This is a genomic window from Agrobacterium sp. 22-226-1, assembly GCF_053522345.1.
On record NZ_JBNWCP010000013.1, the window covers coordinates 138,995 to 161,321 of the forward strand.

20 protein-coding genes are annotated in these 22,327 nt (G+C 60.4%); 9 read left to right on the plus strand and 11 right to left on the minus strand.

Translation table 11 applies throughout. The annotated features are described in order from the left end of the window. The first annotated feature begins 45 nt into the window (after window positions 1-45). Window positions 46-924: a hypothetical protein gene (locus tag ACQZ5K_RS20575; RefSeq protein ID WP_448741260.1), complete on the plus strand. Its 879-nt coding sequence runs from the start codon at window positions 46-48 to the stop codon at window positions 922-924. A gap of 19 nt (window positions 925-943) precedes the next feature. On the opposite strand, the gene ACQZ5K_RS20580 is transcribed toward ACQZ5K_RS20575, so the two are convergent. Further along, entirely contained in the window at window positions 944-1,978 is a 1,035-nt protein-coding gene (locus ACQZ5K_RS20580) for a LacI family DNA-binding transcriptional regulator (RefSeq protein ID WP_059761019.1), read from the minus strand. 139 nt (window positions 1,979-2,117) lie between these two features. Between ACQZ5K_RS20580 and ACQZ5K_RS20585 the strand changes: the two genes are divergently transcribed. The 7 genes from ACQZ5K_RS20585 (at window position 2,118) to ACQZ5K_RS20615 (ending at window position 8,562) form a co-directional block, all read left to right on the plus strand. Further along, complete coding sequence (locus ACQZ5K_RS20585) at window positions 2,118-3,152, plus strand: Gfo/Idh/MocA family protein (protein ID WP_137005483.1); 1,035 nt, start codon at window positions 2,118-2,120, stop codon at window positions 3,150-3,152. 12 nt (window positions 3,153-3,164) lie between these two features. Continuing rightward, window positions 3,165-4,067 (plus strand): sugar phosphate isomerase/epimerase family protein, encoded by a 903-nt coding sequence (locus ACQZ5K_RS20590; RefSeq protein ID WP_137005482.1) that lies wholly within the window; start codon window positions 3,165-3,167, stop codon window positions 4,065-4,067. Window positions 4,068-4,129: 62 nt separating this feature from the next. Then, on the plus strand, window positions 4,130-5,362 hold the full coding sequence (locus ACQZ5K_RS20595) for an ABC transporter substrate-binding protein (protein ID WP_448741261.1): 1,233 nt from the start codon (window positions 4,130-4,132) through the stop codon (window positions 5,360-5,362). Between the two features lie 115 nt (window positions 5,363-5,477). Further along, the gene (locus ACQZ5K_RS20600; RefSeq protein ID WP_137005480.1) at window positions 5,478-6,380 is read left to right on the plus strand and encodes a carbohydrate ABC transporter permease; all 903 of its coding nucleotides are present in this window, start codon (window positions 5,478-5,480) and stop codon (window positions 6,378-6,380) included. Then, the gene (locus ACQZ5K_RS20605) at window positions 6,377-7,204 is read left to right on the plus strand and encodes a carbohydrate ABC transporter permease (protein WP_065655228.1); all 828 of its coding nucleotides are present in this window, start codon (window positions 6,377-6,379) and stop codon (window positions 7,202-7,204) included. The genes ACQZ5K_RS20600 and ACQZ5K_RS20605 overlap by 4 nt, the downstream gene beginning before the upstream one ends. Then, window positions 7,201-8,286: an ABC transporter ATP-binding protein gene (locus ACQZ5K_RS20610; RefSeq protein ID WP_137005478.1), complete on the plus strand. Its 1,086-nt coding sequence runs from the start codon at window positions 7,201-7,203 to the stop codon at window positions 8,284-8,286. The genes ACQZ5K_RS20605 and ACQZ5K_RS20610 overlap by 4 nt, the downstream gene beginning before the upstream one ends. Window positions 8,287-8,340: 54 nt before the next feature. Further along, complete coding sequence (locus ACQZ5K_RS20615) at window positions 8,341-8,562, plus strand: hypothetical protein (protein WP_127756858.1); 222 nt, start codon at window positions 8,341-8,343, stop codon at window positions 8,560-8,562. Window positions 8,563-8,581: 19 nt separating this feature from the next. Here the strand turns inward: ACQZ5K_RS20615 and ACQZ5K_RS20620 are convergent, their stop codons facing one another. From ACQZ5K_RS20620 to ACQZ5K_RS20650, 7 genes are all read right to left on the minus strand, one after another. Further along, the gene (locus ACQZ5K_RS20620) at window positions 8,582-9,208 is read right to left on the minus strand and encodes a dual specificity protein phosphatase family protein (protein WP_135398367.1); all 627 of its coding nucleotides are present in this window, start codon (window positions 9,206-9,208) and stop codon (window positions 8,582-8,584) included. Between the two features lie 48 nt (window positions 9,209-9,256). Then, window positions 9,257-10,171 (minus strand): inositol monophosphatase family protein, encoded by a 915-nt coding sequence (locus ACQZ5K_RS20625; RefSeq protein WP_175422200.1) that lies wholly within the window; start codon window positions 10,169-10,171, stop codon window positions 9,257-9,259. A 61-nt stretch (window positions 10,172-10,232) separates the two neighbouring features. After that, window positions 10,233-11,354 carry an ABC transporter substrate-binding protein gene (locus ACQZ5K_RS20630; protein ID WP_137005474.1) on the minus strand — a complete coding sequence of 374 codons (1,122 nt, stop codon included), beginning with the start codon at window positions 11,352-11,354 and terminating at the stop codon, window positions 10,233-10,235. Window positions 11,355-11,403: 49 nt separating this feature from the next. Then, window positions 11,404-12,552: an ABC transporter substrate-binding protein gene (locus tag ACQZ5K_RS20635; RefSeq protein WP_127756862.1), complete on the minus strand. Its 1,149-nt coding sequence runs from the start codon at window positions 12,550-12,552 to the stop codon at window positions 11,404-11,406. 14 nt (window positions 12,553-12,566) lie between these two features. Then, window positions 12,567-13,691, minus strand: coding sequence for an ABC transporter substrate-binding protein (locus ACQZ5K_RS20640; protein ID WP_448741262.1), 1,125 nt, complete (start codon window positions 13,689-13,691; stop codon window positions 12,567-12,569). Between the two features lie 33 nt (window positions 13,692-13,724). Continuing rightward, window positions 13,725-14,858 (minus strand): ABC transporter ATP-binding protein, encoded by a 1,134-nt coding sequence (locus tag ACQZ5K_RS20645; protein ID WP_003522023.1) that lies wholly within the window; start codon window positions 14,856-14,858, stop codon window positions 13,725-13,727. After that, complete coding sequence (locus tag ACQZ5K_RS20650; protein ID WP_137005472.1) at window positions 14,858-16,711, minus strand: ABC transporter permease; 1,854 nt, start codon at window positions 16,709-16,711, stop codon at window positions 14,858-14,860. Before ACQZ5K_RS20650 ends, ACQZ5K_RS20645 begins: the two co-directional genes overlap by 1 nt. Before the next feature lie 513 nt (window positions 16,712-17,224). Between ACQZ5K_RS20650 and ACQZ5K_RS20655 the strand changes: the two genes are divergently transcribed. Next, window positions 17,225-18,211: a LacI family DNA-binding transcriptional regulator gene (locus ACQZ5K_RS20655; protein WP_137005471.1), complete on the plus strand. Its 987-nt coding sequence runs from the start codon at window positions 17,225-17,227 to the stop codon at window positions 18,209-18,211. Between the two features lie 48 nt (window positions 18,212-18,259). On the opposite strand, the gene ACQZ5K_RS20660 is transcribed toward ACQZ5K_RS20655, so the two are convergent. The 3 genes from ACQZ5K_RS20660 to ACQZ5K_RS20670 form a co-directional block, all read right to left on the minus strand. Beyond that, window positions 18,260-19,903, minus strand: a complete 1,644-nt coding sequence (locus tag ACQZ5K_RS20660) for a Na/Pi cotransporter family protein (protein WP_448741263.1) — start codon at window positions 19,901-19,903, stop codon at window positions 18,260-18,262. An 82-nt stretch (window positions 19,904-19,985) separates the two neighbouring features. Next, window positions 19,986-21,671 (minus strand): metallophosphoesterase family protein, encoded by a 1,686-nt coding sequence (locus ACQZ5K_RS20665; RefSeq protein ID WP_448741264.1) that lies wholly within the window; start codon window positions 21,669-21,671, stop codon window positions 19,986-19,988. Beyond that, on the minus strand, window positions 21,665-22,273 hold the full coding sequence (locus ACQZ5K_RS20670) for a dual specificity protein phosphatase family protein (RefSeq protein WP_448741265.1): 609 nt from the start codon (window positions 22,271-22,273) through the stop codon (window positions 21,665-21,667). The genes ACQZ5K_RS20665 and ACQZ5K_RS20670 overlap by 7 nt, the downstream gene beginning before the upstream one ends. Window positions 22,274-22,327: the final 54 nt, after the last annotated feature.

Genomic DNA, 22,327 nt, shown 5'->3' on the forward strand with positions numbered 1-22,327 from the left:
TGTAAAAACCCCTCATCCTGTTGATGGAAACCTTGGGGGTATCGGATGAATTCCGGGCGTCGTGGCGTTCTCGCATTTCTGGGCGGCCTTGTGCTGGCAAGGCCGTCTCTCAGCGCGGCATCGGGCAAGCCGGCGGCCTTTGCCAAATCCCGTTCCGAATACAAGCCCCGGCACATCCTCTGTTTTCTCGGTGCGGAAAATGGGCTGGCGGCGCTGCAGAAGAGCGCCCGCGCCGCCATCGATGATTTTGCGCCCGATTTCAGCCTGGATGAAGACTATTCACAGGATGAGCCGGACGACCGAATGGAACGCTCGTTCAATGTCTGCTGGGATCGCGTCGACCCCGATGCCTACCAGCCGGAGGATGAGGAAGCCGTGGCCGCGCACGGCTCGGTTCTTTATGTGCTGAGCCCATCCATGGATGCCGAAACAGCCGTGATGACATCCGCAAAGGCCCTCGGATTCGTACAGCACATGCTCGATCACGGCGCTGTCGCCGTGAAGGGTGAAAGTGCGGGCGTCGCCCATGGCGCAAGGCGCTGGAAGCAGCTTTACGAGCAGTCGCGCGGCGAAGCGGCCGCCGATGACGGGATGGCGCTTGCCAGAACCTGCCGTTTGGCTTTCGCACGCCGCCCCATAGGAGACGATGCCGAAGGCATGACGAGCGTCGGGTTTCACCTGATCGGCTTGCCCGATGTGCAGATACGCTTTACCAAAAAAGACGGGGATCAACCGTCAACCAACGCCGAACAGCTGAAGATCGCCGCCTTGATAGACGATATCGCCGAGCAAATGGCGCGTGAAGGCGTTGAAGCCACCCTGAAGGACCGTCGCGCCACCCTCTCCGACGACGAACGATATGAGGAAGACGAATATAAATTCAATCCTTTCGGCGTCGTGAGCGTTGACGGCTTCAAGCTTTGACGTTCCCGCGCAGCGGCGGCTATGGGGCGGGGGCCGGGTCGCTCTCGCCGGCCACCAGAAGCATGGGCCATACGCAATGGCGGGCCTGATCGGGGTAAAAGGGCGCGTAGGCCGGCATGGTCGATAACAGCGTCTGGGCCACCGTCACGCCGAGATCATGCAGGGACATGCGGAAACTGGTCAGCCGTGGTTCCAGAAACTGGCCGCGCGGGCCATCGCGGAAGCCGATGACGGCGAGATCGCGCCCCGGTTTCAGGCCCACTTCCGCAAGCCGGCGATAAAGACCGACGGCCATCAGTTCGTAGATCAGCACGATCGCCGTTGGCCGAGGCCGCATCTGCAGCCACTCGCTGGCGGCGTGATAACCACCCTGCTCGCTCGATTTCGCTCGGATGACCAGTGAGGAATCGTAGGCGATGCCGTTGTCCTCCAGCGCGCGCCTGTATCCTTCCAGAAAAACATAACCGAGATTGATATCGCTGTCGGGCACCGCAACCGCAATCGAACGATGACCGGCAGCGGCAAGGCGGTCGACCGCATTTTTCGCGACGCCCTCGAAATCGAGATCGATCCAGGCGTGAGTGTCGCTGGAAGCGGTCCGCCCGAGCGCCACGAAAGGCAGCCGGGTCTGCTTCAGGAAGTCCACACGTTTGTCTATCCGCCGCGTCGCGGAAATGATCATCGCATCGACCATGCGGCGCGCCACCATGCGCTTCAAATATTCATCCGGATCCTCTTCCCCCGGACAGGGCAGAACGATGAGATCGAGATTATGTCCGGAAAACACGCTTTGCAGACCGTCCGTCACACCGAGGAAGAAGTTGTCGGAGTTCTCCACGGTCTGCGCGTCGCTGCCGGTCATCAGGCCGATGACATTGGTGGTTCCCTGCCTGAGGCTGCGGCCGGACTGGTTGGCGACATAACCCAGCTTTTCCGCCGCTTCAAGAACACGCCGCCGCGTTTCTTCGTTCACATCCGGCTTGCCGTTCAGGGCACGGGAAACAGTGCCTATCGATATCTCCAGATAATCGGCAAGCTGACGAATTCCTTTCATGCACTCCCCTCCCAGGCCCGGCGCGCAATCGACGCGCCCCTTAACGGTCTTGACATATCTAACATCATCGGCATAGTCTCGTAAACGTTTACGACGCTCTGCGCAAAGAGGAGTTTGCGAAAGAGTCCGGGGAGATGAGATGACATTCAATGCCGTTTTATGCGGGTGCGGAGCCATGGCCAAAGGCTGGCTGCGCGCCATTCAATCCACGCCGGAAATCGCCGGCGCGATCAGGATCGCCGGTCTGGTCGACCTGAACGAGAACACCGCCCGCGCGCTTGCAGAAGAATTCGCCCTCACCGACGCGGTCATCGGTACGGATCTCCGCAAGGTTCTCGCTAAAACGAAAGCCGACATCCTTTTTGATATCGTCATCCCGCAGGCGCGCTTCGCCGTGGTTGAGGCCGGTCTCGAGGCCGGGTGCCATGTACTCAGCGAAAAGCCGCTTGCCGCCTCGATGGAGGAAGCCGGCACGCTAGTTGAACTGGCAAAAAAAGCCGGCAAAATTCATGCAGTGGTGCAAAACCGGCGATTTGTGGCCGGAATTCGGCGGCTGCGTCGCGCGCTGGAAGACGGCGTCATCGGCGATTTGACGGCCATCCATTGCGATTTTTTCCTTGGACCCCATTTCGGCGGCTTCCGCGAAGAAATGAAGAACGTCCTGCTCCTCGACATGGCGATCCACACCTTCGATGCGGCCCGTTTCGTCGCCAATGAAAAACCCCTCTCCGTCTTCTGCGTGGAAAAGAACCCGGCCGGCTCATGGTATGCCCATGGCGCAAGCGCCAACGCCATTTTCGAGTTCTCGAATGATGTCGTCTTCACCTATCGCGGCTCCTGGTGCGCCGAAGGCGAGCGGACCAGCTGGGAAGCGCGCTGGCGACTGATCGGCTCCAAGGGCATGATCCTCTGGGACGGGGAAGACAATTTCTCCGCCTCCGTGGCCGGCGACGAACAGGGGCTGCTGCGGGGCTTTAGGACCGTAAACGTTTCCGAGGTCATTTCCGAGAAGGACACGCGTGGCCATGCCAGCGTCATTCTCTCGTTCCTTCAATCCATCCGCACGGGTGAGATGCCGGAAACGGCCTCCTTCGACAACATCAACAGCCTTGCCATGGTGATCGGCGCGATTGAAAGCGCCCGCCTCGGCCAGCGTGTTTCAATTGCAGCATAAGGACTGAAAGACGTGAGCAATCCGGCAACATCCATCCGCATCGGCACCATGGTCAGCGCCACCAAGGGACAGGCGGCCGAACGCATCGGCCAGATCGCCGATCTCGGCTTTGAAAGCTTCGAGCCTTTCTTCTGGCAGACCACCAACGGTCAGGACCTTGCCGAACTCGGCAAGCGCTGCCGCGAGGCGATCGGTGAGCGCGACATCACCATCAGCACGCTCGGCATGTTCGGCAATCCACTGGAGGAAACCGACATCGACCTTGAGACATTGCAGGGCTGGAAAGACTGCATCGACAATGCCCACCATTTCGGCGCGACCTGCGTTGCGGGTTTCACCGGCCGGCTGCGCGGCAGGCCGCTGCCGGAAAGCCTTCCCCGATACAGGCAAATCTGGAGCGAGCTTGCAAAACGCGCCGCCGACAAGGGCGTGAAGATCGCCTTCGAAAACTGCGCCATGGACGGCAACTGGCAGACCGGCGACTGGAACATCGCGCACAATCCCGACGCATGGGAACTGATCTTCAACGAAACGCCGGACGGACATATCGGCATCGAATGGGAACCCTGCCATCAGATGGTCTATCTGATCGACCCGCTGCCGCAGATCCGCAAATGGGCGGACAAGATTTTTCATGTGCACGGCAAGGACGCAACCATCCGCTGGGATGTCATTCGCGAGCACGGCATTTTCGGCAAGGAAAAATTCGTCTTCATGCGCACGCCGGGTTTTGGCGACAGCAACTGGACGGACATTATTTCCGAACTGCGCCTCGCCGGCTGGTCCGGCTCCATCGACATCGAAGGCTGGCATGACCCCGTCTATCGCGACGCGCTGGAAATGACGGGCCAGGTGCATGGTCTCAACTATCTGAAGAAATGCCGCGGCGGCGATTTCGTCGTCGATCCGACATAACGGAAACCTTTTGGGAGAAGGTTTTCGAAAATTGCAGAGACGATAACCAAGAGGAGGAGATTATGGGTATCGCGAAATGCATGATGGCCGGCGCGTTTCTGCTGGCGGGCGTGTCCGCCAGCGCTATTGCGGCGCAGGCAGAAGATGTGACGTTGACCCTCTGGTCGCTGGATCGCGATATCCAGCCGGCGCCGAACCTCATCAAAGAGTTCAACGCGCTCAACAACGGCATCAAGATCGAATACCGGCAATTGCAGTTCGACGATGTGGTAAGCGAATCCATGCGCGCCTATTCCACCGGCAATGCGCCCGACATCATCGCCATCGACAACCCCAACCACGCCATGTTCGCCGCACGCGGCGCCTTTCTCGATGTGACCGACATGATCGCCAAGTCGGACGTCATCAAGACGGAGAATTATTTTCCGGGACCGCTGAAATCGGTGATGTGGGACGGCAAATATTTCGGCGTGCCGAAGGCCACGAATACGATTGCGCTTTATTACAACAAGGACCTGTTCAAGGCCGCAGGGCTGGACGCGGCAAAACCGCCGCAGACCTGGGACGAGCTGGTGGAAGCGGCGCGCAAGCTGACCGACCCCTCAAAGAACATCTATGGCATCAGCTTCAGCGCCAAGGCGAATGAAGAAGGCACCTTCCAGTTCCTGCCCTGGGCGCAGATGGCGGGCGCGACCTACAAGAACATCAATACCGAGGGCGCCGTCAATGCGCTCGAAACGTGGAAGCTGATGCTGGATGAAAAGCTGGCATCGCCGGATACGCTGACGCGCAGCCAGTGGGACTCCACTGCCACCTTCAACGCCGGCAACGCCGCCATGGTGATTTCCGGCCCATGGGAAATCGACCGCATGCTGAAGGACGCCAAATTCGACTGGGGTGTTGCTTTGCTGCCGGTGCCCACGCCCGACGCCCCCCGGTCTTCGGCGATGGGCGACTATAACTGGGCGATCTTCTCCAAGACGAAACATCCGGAAGAGGCCTTCAAGGCAATCGAGTTCTTCGCCTCTAAGGACAAGGACATGTTCAAGAACTTCGGCCAGTTGCCGGCGCGCTCGGATATTCCGGTTCCGCCAACCGGCAATGCGTTGAAGGATGAGGCGCTGAAGACCTTCGTAGAACAGCTGAAATATGCGCAGCCGCGCGGCCCCTCGCCCGAATGGCCTAAGATTTCCAAGGCGATTCAGGACGCCATTCAGGGTGCGCTTTCGGGACAGATGACGCCGAAAGCCGCGCTCGACCAGGCTGCTGAAAAGATAAAGCTGGTCGAAGGCTGATCTATCCGGGCGGGCGGCCGGTTTTCTCCGGCCTCCACCCAAGGGGTTCCTCCCGGTGGGGCTGCCTGCCGCGACAAGCGGCGGCGGCCCCGACTGGAGCTTGCGAGGATGTTTCATGAAACAACTGTTTTCCAGCGTCAGTGACGGTCGCGGTTTCGATATCGTCCTTGTCGCCTTTCCTTTGGGCTTCCTGTTCGTCATGGCGGGGCTGCCGCTCATCTACAACATCGTCATGAGCTTTCAGGAAGTCGACATGTTCAGTCTGGGCACCTTCGTGCGCCCCTTCGTCGGCTTCAAGAATTACATCGACCTGTTCCGGCAGCCGGAAACATTGCCGATCCTTTTCAACACCGTCACCTTTGTCGTGGCCTCGATTGCCGGGCAATTCGCCATCGGCTTCGGCCTGGCGCTGTTCTTCTGGGTCAATTTTCCCGGCGCCACCTGGCTGCGCGGCCTGTTTCTGGTGTCCTGGGTCATGCCCGGCCTCGTCGTCGGCGCGATCTGGAACTGGATCCTCTCGGGCGATTTCGGCGTGTTGAATTTCTTCCTGCGGGAAAGCGGCCTGATATCGGGCAATATCTTCTGGCGGTCGGATGCGAATTTTTCGCTCTGGGCCGTCGTCATCGCCAATATCTGGCTCGGCACCTCCTTCAACATGATCCTGCTTTCCGTGGGCCTCGCCTCCATCCCCGGCGACCTCTACGAAGCCGCGGAGCTGGATGGCGCCAATGCCTGGCAGCGCTTCTACACCATTACCCTGCCGATGATGCGCTCCACCATCGGCGCGATCGTTTCGCTCGGCCTGATCTTCACGCTGCAGCAATTCGATCTTTTCGCCGCCATTACCGATGGCGGACCGAACAACAGCTCCAACGTGGCGCAATATTGGGCCTGGGACCTGTCGTTCCGGCAATATGATTTCGGCAAGGGCGCCACGATCTCTGTCATCATGATCGTTTTCGTCATGCTGGCCTCCATCGTTTATGTGCGCTCCACACGGCATGAGGTGCGCGGATGAGCATCACGACCCGCAACCGTCTGATGCTGGCCATCGCCATCGTGCTCGCCATCATCTACCTCTTCCCGCTTTACTGGATGTATCTGACCTCGCTCAAAAGCGGCTCGGAAATGTTCGCCAATCCGCCCGCCTTCTGGCCCACGGACCCGCAATGGCAGACCTATGCCTATGTCTGGAACAGCCGCAACATGGGCCGATACCTGTGGAATTCGGTGCTGATCGCCTCCAGCGCGGTGCTGCTGATCACCATTCTCGGCGTCGGCTGCGCCTATGTGCTGGCGCGCTATCGCAATGTCTGGGTGGATATCGGCCTGTTCCTCATCCTCATGCTGCAGGTTCTGCCGGCATCGCTGATGATCACACCGATCTTCGTTGGTTTCTCGCAATTCGGGCTTCTGGATTATCCGCGCCTGTCGGTCATCCTCGCCATTGCGGCGAAAAGCATGCCCTTCTTCGTGGTGCTTGTGCGCGCCACTTTCATGGCCGTGCCGCAGGAGCTGGAAGAGGCGGCGCTGGTGGACGGTAATTCCCGAGTCGGCGCGTTTTTCAACATCGTGCTGCCGCTTGCCAGAAACGGCATTCTCGTCAGCGCCATCCTCATCTTCATGCAGGCCTTCGGCGAGTTCGTCTATTCGAAATCGATGATCCAGGCGGCCGAACTACAGCCGGCGAGCGTCGGCCTCAATTCCTTCATGGGCCCCAACACCAGCGAATGGAACAACATCATGGCCTATGCGACCATGTATGTGACGCCCATTCTCGCCCTCTTCATTCTCTTGCAGCGCCGCATCGTTTCCGGCCTGACCTCAGGAGCGCTCAAATGACCCTTCAGATCGAACTTTCCGGCGTCAACAAATATTACGGCGCCTTCCATGCGCTGAAGAACATCAACCTTTCCATCGAGAAGGGCACCTTCGTCGCGCTTGTCGGCCCGTCGGGCTGCGGCAAGTCCACGCTTCTGCGCTCGCTCGCCGGGCTGGAGACCATATCGGCCGGCGACATGCGCATTGCCGGCAGGCTCATGAACGGCGTGCCGCCGCGCAAGCGCGATGTGGCCATGGTGTTCCAGTCCTATGCGCTTTACCCGCATATGACCGTGGAGGAAAATCTCACCTATTCGCTGCGTATGCGCGGCGTCGCCAAGGCCGAGGCCCGCAAGGCGGCGGAAGAAGTTGCCGCCACAACAGGTCTTTCAAAGCTGATGAAGCGTTATCCGCGCGAACTTTCCGGGGGCCAGCGCCAGCGCGTGGCCATGAGCCGGGCGATCATCCGCAACCCGCAGGCCTTCCTGTTCGATGAGCCGCTTTCCAATCTCGATGCGGCGCTACGCGTCCACATGCGCAAAGAAATCCGCGCGCTGCACGATCGCCTGCATGCCACTTCGGTCTACGTCACGCATGACCAGATCGAAGCGATGACCATGGCCGATCATGTCGTCGTCATGCGCGATGGGGTCATCGAGCAGCAGGGCACACCGCTGGAACTATACGACCGCCCGGTCAATCGTTTCGTTGCGGGCTTCATCGGCTCGCCGGCCATGAATTTCATTCCGGCGACCGTCAGCCCGGATGGCGCGTCCCTTCAGCTCAGCTTCGGCGAAAGCGAGCCGCAACAATCGATCGGGAATCCGGCCTCCCTGCCGCCCGGCAAAGATGTGATCGTCGGTATCAGGCCGGAACATATCCGGCCGGCCGCAGCAGACAGGGCGGCATTGACGCTGCCGGTTTCCGCCGTGGAAACGACCGGTTCGGCCACCTTTCTCACAACGGGAACCGCCATCGAACTGGTCATCGCGGTGCAGGGACGCAGCGCAGTCAAGGCCGGTGAAACGATCGGCCTCGACATCGACCCGTCCGATATGCATTTGTTCGATGCGGAAACGGGCGTCGGCCTCCTGACCCGCTGAGCGGCGGTTTTGCCGGCTGTTTCCTCCGCCGGCAAACACGAAGCGTGGAGTCGAATGACCATAAACGGGAAAACAGTATTCTTTATCGGCGCGGCCATCCTCGCCGGTCTCGTCGTCATCCAGCTCAAGGATGTCCACATCGCCATCGGGGAACGCGCCATGGGAGGTTACGACGGTTCGAGCAACCCGGAAGCGGCCTCCCGCGCCGAGCGGGAAGCAAAAGAGGCAGCCGCACGTGCCGAGGCTGCGGCAAACGCGCTGGAACCGCAAAACTGACCAGACAGTCTTCCGCCTTTCAATGCGCGGCGTCGATCATGGCAATCCAGCCGGCGGCCCGGCGGGCAGCATCCGCAAGCACGGGTTTCGGCGCCTTGTACCATTCGTTCTCCGGCAATTCGCGTTTCAGGCGAACGAAGCCGATGGCGTCATCCAGCGTCGGAAACTCCGTTGGCAGCGTGAGATGCAGGAAAAGCGCAACGACGGCGACGGAACGCGAACGGCCGCCCCGGCAATTTATGAGCACGTTGCCACGCTCCCGCCGGGGATAGGAGGGCTTGTCGGGCAATATCTGCTCCAGCGCCGCTCGCAGGATATAATGGGCCGCAACCATCTGGGTATCGGGATTTCCGCTCCCGTCGATCAGGCCGATCTTATAATAGCGGATTTCGCCCGGCCCATAGACGCTGCCTTCGTGGTCGGAAACGACCTGTGACTGCTCCACGAAATTGAAATCCAGATTGACGGCGCAATTGACGACGGTGGTAATGCCGTTCTGGCGTAGAAGATTGAGGTCGCTCGCCCCCTCCTTACCGGAAATGAAGAGATCGACGCTGTAAAGCGGATGCTGCTCATAGATGCGGCTGAGCTTCGGCAGCTCGCCTGTTTCTTGCTCTCGGAATGGGGTCGGTCGCGATTGCGGCATGTCATGTCTCCATCGGCGTCTATACGGCCGCCGTCATCTATTGCGTCTTCAGGCCTTCGCGGCCGACTGGTTCAGTTGCATCGCTGCATTGGCGATGCGGCTTTCGGATATGGATCGCGCCACCCGCTGCAATGTCGGATAGCTGGCCCCCTCACCCGTGGCGATATAGCCCGGGCAAAGGAAATCGGCGGAACCTTCCGCCACCTTTCCGAGGGTCAGCGGCTCATAGGTTCCGCCGGCGTTTTTGAGAATGAGAATGGCGGCGGCCACATCCCACGCATTGACGCCGAAACCGGCGGCCGCATCCGTCCAGCCGGCCGCGACATGGGCAATGCTGAGCGCAGCGCTGCCGGGTCGGCGCAATGTCGAAAAGGTCTCGGCGAGAGTGCCGAAATTGGCGAGCGCCGCTTCCCGCCCATCCAGCCGGAAATCGCGCGAGACGGGATAGCCTGTGATGAGCGTCGCCCGCGTCTCATCTGCAACGCTGCGGGAATGCAGCCTTTCGCCATCAAGATAGGAGGTTTTGAGATCGGCGGAAAACATCTGGTCCGCCACGGAATCGTAAACCGCGCCGGCGACGGCTTCTCCATCGATGACGGCAGCGATGGACACGCACCAGAAAGCAAGGCCGCGGGCGAAATTTGCCGTGCCGTCTATGGGATCGACATACCATTGCACCTCACCGCTACCGATCTGGCCGCCCTCCTCGCCCATGATCGCCGAATTGGGCTCCCGTTCGAGAATGACGGCGCGGATGGCAGCCTCGGCGCGCTTGTCATGGATGGTCACGATATCGTGGAGATCGACCTTGTAATCCACCGCCATATCCGACCGAAACGCCGCCAGCAGCGGATCGCGCACGGCACGCGCCGCTGTTTCAGCGATCTTCATCAACCGCACAGAGCGGGAAAACGCATCCTCGTCTCCAGGTTTCCGTTCGCTCAATGAGGTCTGCATCGGCATGTCCAGTCCGTTCGTTCGCAAAGAGGAGGAGGCGGCGCGGCACGGGCCGCGCCAGCCGGGGTTATTTCGTATAGTTGACGCGCCAGAAATCCTGCCATTCCTCGCGGCGGTCGAAATCATCGAGACCGGTGGCGGAATCGTAGCCCATCAGCCGGTCAGCGACCTTCATCAGCCCCGAAGGCTCGTCATCCGGCATCTTGATGTCGGTATTGGTCGGCAGCTTGCCGTCCTTCATCTGCGGGGCGATGCCCTCTTCCGTCAGGACGTAATGGATAAAGAGCTTGGCCGTGTTCGGGCTTCTGGTCTTGGAGGCCATCAGGCCGAGCTTGATATAGGTCCAGCCGACCCAGGGATCGAGATCGGTGCAGAGGCCGAGCTTGTAGCCCTTGTCGGCATTGTCGCGAAATTTGGCCGAACTCAGCAGGCCGAAGAAGGGCTGCTTCTGACCCGGCGCGCCCACCGCCTCCGCCACCGGGTCGTCGCCATCCGTGGCGAGCGGACCATTCGCGGCCAGCGCCTTGATCCAGGCGGCTGCCGCACCCTTTTCCTCCATCTCCTTGCCGGAATGGGCCTTGTAGGCTGCCGCCACCTTTTCATTGCCGTGGGCTTCAAGCTGGTTGAACCAGTCCGTATAGGTGCTCTTGCTGAGCGGATCGACCATGGCGACCTTGCCTTTCCATTTCGGCTCGGTCAGTTCCCAGATATTCGTCACCGGGCATTTGCCATAGGCTTCGGTATTATAGGCCCAGACGTTGGCATTGGTGGAAATGGCCAGCGGGTTTTGAAACTGCGCCGGGATTTTAGAGGCCATGTCGCCCGGCAGATAATTCTCGACGAAACCTGCCGGCAGAAGCTGGGCGAGCGCCGAAGGCGCATCGGTGATCAGCACCACATCGCCCTGCACATTGTTCGACTGGCTTTCGCGGATAATCATCTCCAGCTGGCTATTGGCGGAAACCTTCACTCCCGTCGCCTTCAGCCCGTATTTGGCGCTGAATTTATCGGCCATCTCAACGATCTTGCCGGTGCTGTCATAGATGTTGATCGGCTTCTCCTGCTTCGCAGCCGCAAGAACAGCATCGAGATCGAAAGTCTCTTCAGCCGTGGCAGTCAGTGCGGAAACGCCCATAATCGCTGCAGCTGCGGCCATGGCCGAGGCGGTTCTCAAATTGGTTCTTCGCATCGTTTCCCCTCCCAAGGAAAAGACAGGCGGGCTCGCACCCGCCTTCCGTTTATTTTTTGTAGTTCACACGCCAGAAATCCTGCCAGCCTTCGCGCTTGTCGAGGTCGTCGGCCGCCGTTGCGGCGTCGAAAGCCATCAGCTCATCGAGATGATTGGCGACCTTCGAGGGCTCATCCGCCGGCAGGGCTATTTTCATATTGCCGGAGAGTTTACCGTCAGCGGTCTGCGGCGCGATGCCTTCTTCCGTCATCAGGTAATGCAGGAAAAGCTTCGCCGCATTCGGGCTTTTCGTTTGCCCGGCAATCAGCCCGAAACCGGGATAAAGAAAGCCGGAAAAGGGCTTTACGCCGCTGCAAAGACCGAGCTTCAACCCCTTGGCCTCGTTGTCACGATACTTCGCCACCGAAGTGATGACGAAGAAAGGATCGGCCTGCCCCGGCGCACCGGCCGCATCCGCCACCGAACTCGAATCCGTCAGCAGCGGTGCATTTTCGGCAAAGGCTTTCACCCAGGCCGCGGTTGCGCTTTTTTCGCCCGTTTCCAGCTTCCTGCCGTAAAGGTCCTCATAGGCCCTGGCGACATCGGCATCGTGATGGGTTTCGATCTGGTTGAACCAGTCGGCATAAAGCGGCTTGTCGAAGAGATCGAGCATGGCGAGCTTGCCCTTCCACTTCGGCTCCGTCAGCTGCCAGATGTTGGTGACCGGGCATGCGTCGTATTTCTCGGTATTGTAGGTCCAGACATGCGGATCCGAGACGACCACGAGCGGATCGCGCAGCTTTTGCGGAATATCGCCTTCGAGATCGGGCGGCGTCCAGCTGGTGGCGATGCCTTCCGGCAAAAGCTCGCCCATGGCGGAGGCGACATCGGTTGCCACGCTGACATCACCGACGACATTGCCCGCCCGATGTTCGCGGATCATCAACTCGACCTGCGTTGCCTCATTCACCTTCTTGCCGCTCGCCTGCACGCCGTATTTGGCGGTGAAGGCCTGTGCCGTATCGACGATCTTGCCGGTCACCGCATAAACCGTGATCGGCTTTTCCTTCTTCGCGGCGTCGATGAGCGCATCGAGATTGAAGGCATCCTGCGCATGGGCGGCCCCGCTGAGCGCCAGCGAAAAGCCGAAGCAAAGTACGGAGGCGGTCCTCCGTCGCCTGCGCTCATTGCCATTCTTGTTCTGAGTAGTGATCGTCACCAGATGGTCCCCCGTTATTTTTTGTAGTTCACACGCCAGAAGTCCTGCCAGGTTTCACGCGCGTCCCAGTCTTCAAGGCTGGTCGCCATGCTGTAGGGCAGAATGTCATCGAGAACGGCGCCGATACCCGACGGCTCATCCGCAGGCAGGCTCACTTCTTTGTTGGTCGACATCTTGCCGTCGATCGCCTGCGGCGCGATGCCTTCGGCGGTCATGATGTAGTGAATGAAGAGCTTCGCCGCGTTCGGGCTGTTCGTGCCCTTGGTGATCAGCCCGACGCCCGGATAGAGCCAGCCGACCCAGGGATTCAGCTCCTTGCAGAGGCCGAGTTTCATGCCCTTCTCGGCATTGTCGCGGAACTTCGCCGAGCTGATGAGGCCCATGAAGGGCTCCTTCTGGCCGGGAGCGCCTACGGCTTCGGCGGCGGCCGCATCGGCGTCGGTCAGCAGCGGAGCGTTGGCGGCAAGCGCCTTCACCCAGGCCGCAGTCGCGCTCTTTTCCCCGGTTTCGAGGTCCTTGCCGTGAAGCGCCTTATAGGCCGCCTTCACCTCGCCGTCGCCGTGGCTGGCCATCTGGTTGAACCAGTCGACGTAGGAAGCCTTGCCGAGCGGATCCTGCATCGCCACCTTGCCCTTCCACTTCGGGTCGGTCAGTTCCCAGATGTTGGAAACGGGGCATTTGTCGAAAAGCTCGCTGTTATAGGCCCAGACATTGGCGCTGGTGACGACGGTAAGCGGGTCCTGATATTCCGAGGGAATATTGCCGGCCATATCCGGCGGCAGCCAGCTTTCGACGAAACCGAGCGGAATAAGCTGCGCCATCGCCGCAGGCGCATCGCTGATGATCGAGACATCGCCCTGAATATTGTTGGCGCGCGCCTCGCGGATGATCATTTCCAGTTGGGCGGAGGCCTTCACCTTCGCGCCCTCTGCGCCGACACCATATTTTGCCGCGAAGTTCTTCGCCATTTCGACGATCTTGCCCGTGCTGTCATAGACGGTGATCGGCTTTTCCTTTTTCGCCGCCTCGATCAGGGCATTGAGGTCGAAAGGTTCTCCCGCCTTCGCCGCGCCGCCAAGCGTTGCGGCGATCGCCGTTGCGCATAACAGCCGGCTCAGGCACGTCATTGTCCGCTTCATACTGCTTCTCCTTCAGCCGTCTCGGCGGCGTTTTCAGTTGTAGGTGCTGTTGCGCAGAACGGCGTCCGCCTCGGTGATGCGCTGACCCCTCACGTCAAAGGCGTGCAGGGCCTCGGGCGGCACGTGGAAGAACACGCGGTCGCCGCTGTCGATACGCGGCAGGGAATGGGTGGTCAGGAACAGCGTATGGTTCTCGCTTCTGAGTTCGAGAATCCAGCTACCGCCGGTCGGCAGCACGCCGGTCACCGTCATCTCGCCGGAGAAGCTGCCCTGCGGCACATCCTCGGGCTTCATCGCATAACCCATCGCCTCTGGCCTCATGCCGATCGAGGCGATGCCGCGCAGTTGCGGATAACGCGTTGCGAAATAGGCTTCCGCCCTGTCGGCTATATCCGACACGCCGGGCTGGCCGAAGGTCAGGATATTGATCGGCGGGCTTCCTACGAATTCGGCGACGAAACGATTGGCCGGACGGTCATAGATATCGTTCGGCGTGCCCATCTGTTGCAGTGTGCCCTCGTTCATGACGGCGATGGTGGTGGCAAGCGTCATGGCTTCCCACTGGTCATGCGTCACGAAGACGATGGTGGTCTTGAACTCTTTATGCAGCCGCTTCAGCTCGGCGCGCATTTCTAGCCGCAGGCGGGCATCCAGATTGGAGAGCGGCTCATCGAGAAGCAGAACGCCCGGATTGACCGCAAGCATGCGGGCGAGCGCCACGCGCTGCTGCTGTCCGCCGGAAAGCTGCGACGGATAGCGGTCGCGATATTTGGCGATATCGAGCGCCTGCATGACGCGCTCCACCCGTGCTTCGCGCTCCGCTTTCGGCAGCTTGCGCAGGCGCAGACCGAAATCCGTATTGCGCTCGATGGTCAGATGCGGCCACAAAGCGTAGCTCTGGAAGACCAGACCCATTTCACGTTTTTCCGGCGGCACGAAGATGCCTTCGGTAACGGAATCGATCACCCGGTCGCCGACGCGGATTTCCCCGCCGGAGAGGTTTTCAAGGCCGGCGATCATGCGCAGCGTCGTGGTCTTGCCGCAGCCGGAAGGGCCGAGCAGACACATGAACTCGCCGTCGCGAATTTCGAGATCAAGATCGGAAACCGCATTTGCGGAGTTCACGCCATAGTTTTTCTGCGCACCGCGCAGGTTGATGGTAGGCATCAGCTTCCAAGTCCTTCTGCAAGATTTGTGCGGGTCAGCTTCTGGGCCAACAGCGTGCCGAAATAGGCGATGGCGGCGATGATCAGCACCACGGCGTTGGCGGCCTGCGTGTAGTGATAGTCGACCAGCCGCAGCGAATAGGTGGTCAGAACATCCGTGCTTGGCACGGCGAGGATCACGAAGAGGCTTAAGCCCTTGATGCCAGAAATGAAGGGCAGGAGAACCCCGGTCACCAGCGATCCCTTCTGGATCGGGATAACGATGGAGATCATGCGGCGGAACCAGCCCGCGCCGGCGATCTGCGCCGCCTCTTCCGGATCCTTTCCAAGCTGCGTCATTGCTGAAATGCCGGCGCGCGAGGCATAGGGCATCTGGTCGGCAATCAGCGCCAGGATGAGGATCGTCACCGTGCCATAAAGCGCCGGCATCGGCCCGCGCGGAACGGCAAAGAGCGACAGATAGGCGGCGGCAAAAGCGATGCCGGGCACGAGATAAGGCAGGAACGTCACCTGTCGCAGATAGACCGACAGGGCCTGCACCGGTGTGCGGATGACGACATAACCGACAAGCAGGCCGAGAATACCGGATGTGAGCGAGGCAAGACCGACGATCATCATCGTGTTTTTCGCGGCTGCCCACAGATCGGGGCTCAGGAGCACGCCGGTCTGCAAAGCCACCGTGTTGAGATTGCTGCCGATCCAGTAATCGAGCGTGAAGTTGTCGAACGTGAAGCGGGCCGGCATTTTCATGACGGTCGAAAGCGCCAGGGTCAGAAGCGGCAGACCGACGCTGAGGATGAAGATGGCAGCCGCAAAGCCGGTTGCCGGAAGCCGCATCTTGCCGAGACGGCTCTGCCGGTTCATCGAACCCTTCGAACCGATGGTCACGAAACGGCGGGCTTCGCGAACGAGGCGGGCGTCGATCATGAGCGTAATGATGCCGATGAGCATGATCGAGGCCGCAACGACGCCGGCAACGCCGGTCTGGCGCGAAGCAATGCTGCGGAACAGCGAGGTGGACAGGACCTCGAACTTCACGGGCAGCCCGAGAACATAGGGCACGCCGAACTCGCCGAGGCACTTGGCGAAGATCAGCACCATGGAAGAAAGCAGCGCCGGGCGCATCAGCGGCAGGATGACCTGCAACGCCACCTGATAACGATGGGCGCCGAGAATGCGGGCGGAATCTTCAAGCTGCGAGTCGAAGCGGCGAAGCGCCGAGCCGAACAGCAGGATGACGAAAGGCGTGTAGTGCAGGGCAAGGATAATGGTGATCGGGAAACGCCCATAAGCCACCCAATCCGGCGGAGTGAGGCCTATCGCCTCGAACCAGCCGGGCTGACCGCCAACGGTGCGATTTTTAAACAGCGTCGTCCAAGCAAGCGCAAAGGTCCAGGCCGGCAGCATATAGGGCACGATCAAGGCGGTGGCGAACCAGCGACGGCCGAACATGTCCGTCCGGCTGATAAGCCAGGCGAGCACGGTGCCGATGACGAGCGAAAGCGCAATCGCCCCGAATGCCACGGTCAGCGTATTGAAGAGCGGACGCCAGAAAAGATCCGATGCGACGGGCGAAAAAAACGCCCTGTCGAGATAATAAAGCGTGAGATCGCCGACATCCTTGCCGAGACGCCGTTCGTGGCCGAACTGGACGCGGACGGCGTCGAGAATGATCGAAATGATCGGAACGACGATCAGATAGGTGAAAAGCAGCGCCGTCAGGACGCCGATCAGCGTCGTCGGTTCCCTGAGCGCGACCTTGAGACGATACCGCCAGGCCTGCCATGCCGAAGGCGCGGTCGCCGGGGGACTTCCCAGCGCCTCCGCCTTCGTCGATTCGCTTAAAAGAGCCATTATCTCTCCCCATATGGCCACGCAATTGCCGCCACACGCCGGCAAGCACCCGCCTTCGCGCGACCCTCAGAACAGGCGGCGCGTGCGTTGACCTTCAGCAATGCGTCAATGCTTCACAAGCGGGCGTCCAGCCCACAAATAACGATGATCCAGCTCCTCCCGAAAACATCGCCGGCAAGGTCGATGTAGAATAAAAATTCCATATCTTCCTTGACCTTGGAATGCATGATCCGTCTTAAAAGACATTTTGTCAATGAAAAAATGCACACGTGATCACTAACTTATTTATTTGTTTTAAAAAGGTTTTTTGTCACAAAACTGTAATTTTTGAACGAGCTTGCGTGGGAAACGTTTTTCCCCTGCATGGCGACAATGGAACGGATGAGGCATTTTCCTGGAATGCAGGCGGCCTTTTCTCAGCCTTGCCGAGCGCGGGTGAAAAATTTCAATTGGAATAGCCGACATCATATGGCCTGTGATATCAGGCATAGGATTTCGCAACGGGGGAGTTGAATGGCGAGAGGGTTCGTGACGGCCGAAGAAGTGGCGAAAAAGGCCGGGGTTTCGCGCTCCGCCGTCTCGCGCACCTTCACACCCGGCGGCAGCGTATCGAAGGCCGTCCGGCGCAAGGTACTGAAAGCCGCGCAGGAACTCGGCTACCGTGTCAACCGGCTGGCGCAGGGTCTCAACAATGACCGCTCCAATCTCATCGGGGTCGTCGGCGCCAACCTCAGCTCTCCCTTCATTTCAAAGCAGCTCGATCTCCTCAGCATCGGCCTTCTGCGTCGTGGCCTGCAATGCCTGCTGCTGAATGCGGCGGATGCCCGCAAAGACATTGCGCCGCTGATCGAGCTTCTCTTCGAATTCCGTGCGCAGGCCATCGTCGTTCTCTCCGGCGAACCGCCGGCCTCGATCGTCGATGAATGCATCGCCAATGGCGTACGCCTCATTCTCATCAATCAGCGTCTTGATCGCACCGATACAAATATGGTGCTGAGCGACGATTCCCGCGGCGCCGATCTTGCCGCCATGCGGCTTGTGGAAGCGAAATGCAAAAAGGTCGCGGTCATTTCCAGCGGCAGCCAGACGCCGGCACAGTTGCGCCGCGCCGCCGCCTTTACCCAGCGCATGACCATCGAAGGCATCGCGGTCGTTCCATGGTCCGGCGGGCCGACGAGCTATGACAGCGGTTATCAGGCCGGCTGCGAGTTGCTATCCGACAAGACGATAGACGGCGCTTTCTGCGTGACCGATCTGCTGGCGCTCGGTTTCATGGACGCCGCGCGGCTGGAAATGGGCCGCCGGGTGCCGGAAGATCTCTCGATTGTCGGCTTCGACGATATTCCGCAGGCGGGCTGGAAAAGCTACCAGCTGACCACCGTTGCCCAATCCTTCGACGCATTGACCGAGAAGGTTTTAACCGCGCTCGATAGCGATGAGCCGGAAACCCGGCTTCAGGTCGTACCCGTTTCCATGGTCGAGCGTATCACCGCGCGCTAGAGCAAATGCGTTCCGGGCATAAGCCGTCATGCGGCTTTACCATATCCCCTAACCGACCTGCTTGATGCGGCTTTCGATAAGAAGGCCGCTTTCATCGAGGATCGGATGGGCGACGGCGGCAATATGGGCGTTGATGCGTTTCAGATCGCGCAACATGTCGAGATGCACCGAGCTGGTCTGAATGCTGTCAGCCCGCCCGTCGCGCAGGCGCTGGAGATGGCGCTCCGACGACTGCTTTTCGAGGCGCCGCACATCTTCCTTCACCTCCACCAGCCGGCGTGCAAGCGCGGCATTGCGGGTTGCGAAGACGGATTGCGCCATGCGGATATTGTCGAGAGTGACGGTAAAAAGACGCTCAAGCTCGCTCTTGCCATCATCGGAAAACCGCAGTCCGAGATCGATCTTCTTGGCTATTTCCGGGCGGATGCCTTTCTCGATGATATCGCCGATATGTTCGAGATTGATGGCATATTCGACGATATCCATCGCACGCCTCTGGTCTTTCCCGCTCAAGCCGTCCTGCCCCACCTTCGAGACATAGACCTTAATGTCGTGCTGTATCCGGTCGACCCGGCCTTCCAGCGCGCTGATATCATTGAGTTTCGCAACGTCGCTGTCACGCATGGCTTCGCCCGCCTGCCGCAGCATGCGCTCGATCAGATCGCCGACCAGAAGAACCTCGCGGCTCGCGCCGGCAAGGGCGGCAACCGGCTGATCGAGATCGTGGCTGTCGAGATAGCTGCGATGGCTTTCGCTTTTCTCTTTTTCCGGAAGCAGCGCCGTCGTTACCCGCAGCAACAGCGGTGAGAGCGGCCAGGCGATGGCGGCGACGGCCAGGTTGAAGAAAAGATGCGCATCGACCGCGAGATTGGCGTGAGAAAAAGGCGACATCTCCAGCAGCGCAGCGCCATATCCGGCAAGAGGCAGCGCCGCGAGACAGCCGATTGCCCTGACGATGAGGTTGCCGACGGCCACCCGGCGCGCTGCAACCGGTGCTCTCAGCGTCGCCAGCACCGGCGGCACCGCGCCGCCGAGATTGGCGCCGAGCACCAGAACGATCACGAGGCTCGTTTCAACCCCGCCGCTTGCGGCAAGCGACAGGATAAGAACGACAATCGCCAGACTGGAGGAGGCGAGCGCGGCCAATATGGCGGAGAAGATCAGAGCCACCGGCCAGGCATTGCCGAGCATGCCGATGAAGAGACCGAGCGCCGGCGATTGCCTTATGGGATATGTCGCAGCCGAAAGAAGATGCAGCGAAAGCAGCATCAGGCCGACACCGGCGAGCGCCGCACCGGCCCCCTGCCGTTGCACCGATTTTCCGCGTGACAGGACAACACCGGCAAGGATGAGCATCGGCGACAGCCAGCCAAGCCCAAGCGCCACAATCCAGGCGGTCATCGCCGTGCCGACATTGGCCCCGAGCAACACGATCTGCGCCATGTCCGGCGCGATGAGGTCCTTTTCGACGAAGGAGGCGACCATCAACGCCGTGGCGGTCGAACTCTGCAAGGCGATTGTCGCCACGAGACCGGCGATGAAAGAACGAAACCCGCCCCGCGTGCCGGCCGCAAGGCCGATGCGGAGCCGGGCGCCGAAGGCGCGCGACATTCCGCCCTTGATTTGCCCAAGGCCGAAAAGCAGCAGCGCCACTGCGCCGAACAGATTGATGCTGACCACGACAGATTCCATCGGATCACCCCGCTTGTCATTCTCGCCGCCGGTCTGGGCTCAGACCCACCATGGCGGCCGCACTTGTTGCAAACACCTCAGTTCAAACCGCCACCCGTTCATGCTGCGGCGCGAGCCCAAGCTCCAGATCGCGCGGGCTGCCTTCGGCACGCTCGAGAAACAGGCCGAGGGCTCCGAAGAAGATTTCGAGAAAGCTTTCGACCGAACCATCATGACTATCCGGCTCGCGACCGAAGCGCTCCGCCAGCGTTCGATAAAGGGAAAGCCGTTGCGGCGCGATGTGCGGCAGTGCCAGACCTGCGCCCTGCCGCAGGCAATACCAGTCGGCAATCAGTTCGAATATCGGCAGGTCCAAGGACAGGACAGCAGCGTCAGACGAGGATCGGCCTCCCCCTTCAAGCAGGTGGAGAACCTCCCGAACGCTTTTATCGGCGATTGCCGTGACAACCTCGGCCGGCCATTCCTTGGGGAAATAACGGTGCCTGATCAGCGCCCGCTTGTGGCCCAGCAGAAATTCACCGTAATTGCCGGCGGCAAAAGCCCGGTCGTTCGCCTCGCCCGCCAGCGCTGTCTCCTGTGCGTAACCACGGCAAATGCGGCCATTGACCGGCAGGGCAGCCATCTCCACCGTCTCGACAAGGATTTCCTGCCGCGACGGGTGGACGACCTTGAAGGCGGGCGGAAAGGCGACGAGCGACGGTACGGCGATATTGGTGAGCGAATTTTCGCCTTCCCCGCGCCGTGTCACGCCTTCCACGTGCAGATGCCCGCTGAAATGAACGGCGAGCCCGGCCTGTAACAGCGCATCCTCCACCGCCTTGCGCGGCGTGCGGCGCACGACATTGGTTTCACCGAACAGGGCGCCTTCCGCACCGCTTGCGCCATCGAAAGGGTCGAGCGCCGGATAGTGGGAAAAGCCGAGCAATGTCTTGCCGTGCAGCTCCGCCCTGCGGCGCACATCAGCGATCCAGTCGATGAGGAAGGGCTTGCAGCGCAAAAGCGCATTCCAGCCACCGGAGGTGCTGTCGATGAAAGCCGCCTCCTCGCCCGCTTCGAACTCACCATCGAGCGGCTCGAAAATATTGGCGTCGATCATCAGCAGCCACAGGCCCGGCTCCGGCTCGACCAGATAGGAGGCATCCATCAGGCGGTAAACATTGCGCCCATCGGGTGAGCGCACCGCGTACAGCCGGTCCTCCGGCGCATCGGAAACACCGAAAGGGGTTTCCCAATGCAGATAATCCGGTTGGCGGAAATAACCGAAAGCCGCCATCGGGCCAAGGCCTGCAGGATAACCTCCGCAATACATCCCGTCGTTCACGACGACGGGCTCACCGGCCCGCCGCGCATCGCTTGAAACGGAAAGGCATTTGCCGTTCTCCGTCAGAAACTCCTTGGTATGGTGCCGGCCGCACGGGCCGAAAATATCATGGTTTCCGGGCAATGCGTAAAAGGCCGTGCCGTGGGCGTCGCTGTGGCGTTGCAGGATGTTCTTCAGCGTCTCGGTCGTTACCCGCTGGCCATCATCGGTATAGTCGCCAAGCAGCACCACATGGCGAATGCCGCGCTGCCGCACCTCTTCCAGCGCCGCATGCAATGCATCGGCGCTTTCGTTGAAAACTCGGGTGGATTCACGCGTATCCGACCAGCTGCGCATGGTGATGCGCTGGCCATCGATTTTGATGCCGGGAAATCCGAAATCGGCTGCTGTGTCATGGAAATGCGCGTCGGCGATGACGGCAACGGAGGGAAGCGTGCGTGTCAGCATGGTTGAGCGGTCTTTCTGCCCTCGACCATGTCGATCCAGTCGGAAGCACGTCGGGCGGCGGCGTAAAGCATCGGTTTCGGCGTCTCGAACCATTCGTCAGGCCGCAGTTCCCGATTCGTGCGGATCACGGCCAGCGCATCATCGAGGGTAGGATAGAGATCCGGCTGCTGCTTGTGCAGGAAAAGCGCCACCAGTGAGACGGAACGGCTGCGGCCGCTGCGGCAATTGACGAGCACATTGCCGCCATCGGCAAAGGGATAGGTTTCCCGCTTCGGCATGGTCTGGCGAAGCGCGCCGTCGAGAATGTAATAGGCGCCCAGCATCATGGTGTCAGGGCTGCCCTCGCCATCGATAAGGCCGAGCTTGTAATAACGGATATCGCCATAACCCACGGCGCGCCTGTCGCCCTCTTCCGCCACCGCCTGCACGAGATTGATATCCAGATTGACGGCGCAATTGACAACGGTGGTGATGCCATGCCGGCGCAGGAGCCCCAGATCGCTCGCACCATCGCTGCCGCCAATGTAAAGCGCGGCATTGTGCGGGCCAAGCCCTTCCGCAATCAGGCTGATTGCAGGCCGGGCATAAACGGGTCCATCCATTTCATTCCTCCACATGCATGAAGCACGAGGCCCCCCTCTGCGAAAGAGCCTCCG

What these genes read in the sequence shown, in the direction of transcription:
- ACQZ5K_RS20575 (WP_448741260.1), top strand. Translation starts at nt 46, where the DNA reads ATGAATTCCGGGCGTCGTGGCGTTCTCGCATTTCTGGGCGGCCTTGTG.
- ACQZ5K_RS20580 (WP_059761019.1), bottom strand. Translation starts at nt 1,978, where the DNA reads ATGAAAGGAATTCGTCAGCTTGCCGATTATCTGGAGATATCGATAGGC.
- ACQZ5K_RS20585 (WP_137005483.1), top strand. Translation starts at nt 2,118, where the DNA reads ATGACATTCAATGCCGTTTTATGCGGGTGCGGAGCCATGGCCAAAGGC.
- ACQZ5K_RS20595 (WP_448741261.1), top strand. Translation starts at nt 4,130, where the DNA reads ATGGGTATCGCGAAATGCATGATGGCCGGCGCGTTTCTGCTGGCGGGC.
- ACQZ5K_RS20600 (WP_137005480.1), top strand. Translation starts at nt 5,478, where the DNA reads ATGAAACAACTGTTTTCCAGCGTCAGTGACGGTCGCGGTTTCGATATC.
- ACQZ5K_RS20605 (WP_065655228.1), top strand. Translation starts at nt 6,377, where the DNA reads ATGAGCATCACGACCCGCAACCGTCTGATGCTGGCCATCGCCATCGTG.
- ACQZ5K_RS20610 (WP_137005478.1), top strand. Translation starts at nt 7,201, where the DNA reads ATGACCCTTCAGATCGAACTTTCCGGCGTCAACAAATATTACGGCGCC.
- ACQZ5K_RS20615 (WP_127756858.1), top strand. Translation starts at nt 8,341, where the DNA reads ATGACCATAAACGGGAAAACAGTATTCTTTATCGGCGCGGCCATCCTC.
- ACQZ5K_RS20620 (WP_135398367.1), bottom strand. Translation starts at nt 9,208, where the DNA reads ATGCCGCAATCGCGACCGACCCCATTCCGAGAGCAAGAAACAGGCGAG.
- ACQZ5K_RS20625 (WP_175422200.1), bottom strand. Translation starts at nt 10,171, where the DNA reads ATGCCGATGCAGACCTCATTGAGCGAACGGAAACCTGGAGACGAGGAT.
- ACQZ5K_RS20630 (WP_137005474.1), bottom strand. Translation starts at nt 11,354, where the DNA reads ATGCGAAGAACCAATTTGAGAACCGCCTCGGCCATGGCCGCAGCTGCA.
- ACQZ5K_RS20640 (WP_448741262.1), bottom strand. Translation starts at nt 13,691, where the DNA reads ATGAAGCGGACAATGACGTGCCTGAGCCGGCTGTTATGCGCAACGGCG.
- ACQZ5K_RS20645 (WP_003522023.1), bottom strand. Translation starts at nt 14,858, where the DNA reads ATGCCTACCATCAACCTGCGCGGTGCGCAGAAAAACTATGGCGTGAAC.
- ACQZ5K_RS20650 (WP_137005472.1), bottom strand. Translation starts at nt 16,711, where the DNA reads ATGGCTCTTTTAAGCGAATCGACGAAGGCGGAGGCGCTGGGAAGTCCC.
- ACQZ5K_RS20655 (WP_137005471.1), top strand. Translation starts at nt 17,225, where the DNA reads ATGGCGAGAGGGTTCGTGACGGCCGAAGAAGTGGCGAAAAAGGCCGGG.
- ACQZ5K_RS20660 (WP_448741263.1), bottom strand. Translation starts at nt 19,903, where the DNA reads ATGGAATCTGTCGTGGTCAGCATCAATCTGTTCGGCGCAGTGGCGCTG.
- ACQZ5K_RS20665 (WP_448741264.1), bottom strand. Translation starts at nt 21,671, where the DNA reads ATGCTGACACGCACGCTTCCCTCCGTTGCCGTCATCGCCGACGCGCAT.
- ACQZ5K_RS20670 (WP_448741265.1), bottom strand. Translation starts at nt 22,273, where the DNA reads ATGGATGGACCCGTTTATGCCCGGCCTGCAATCAGCCTGATTGCGGAA.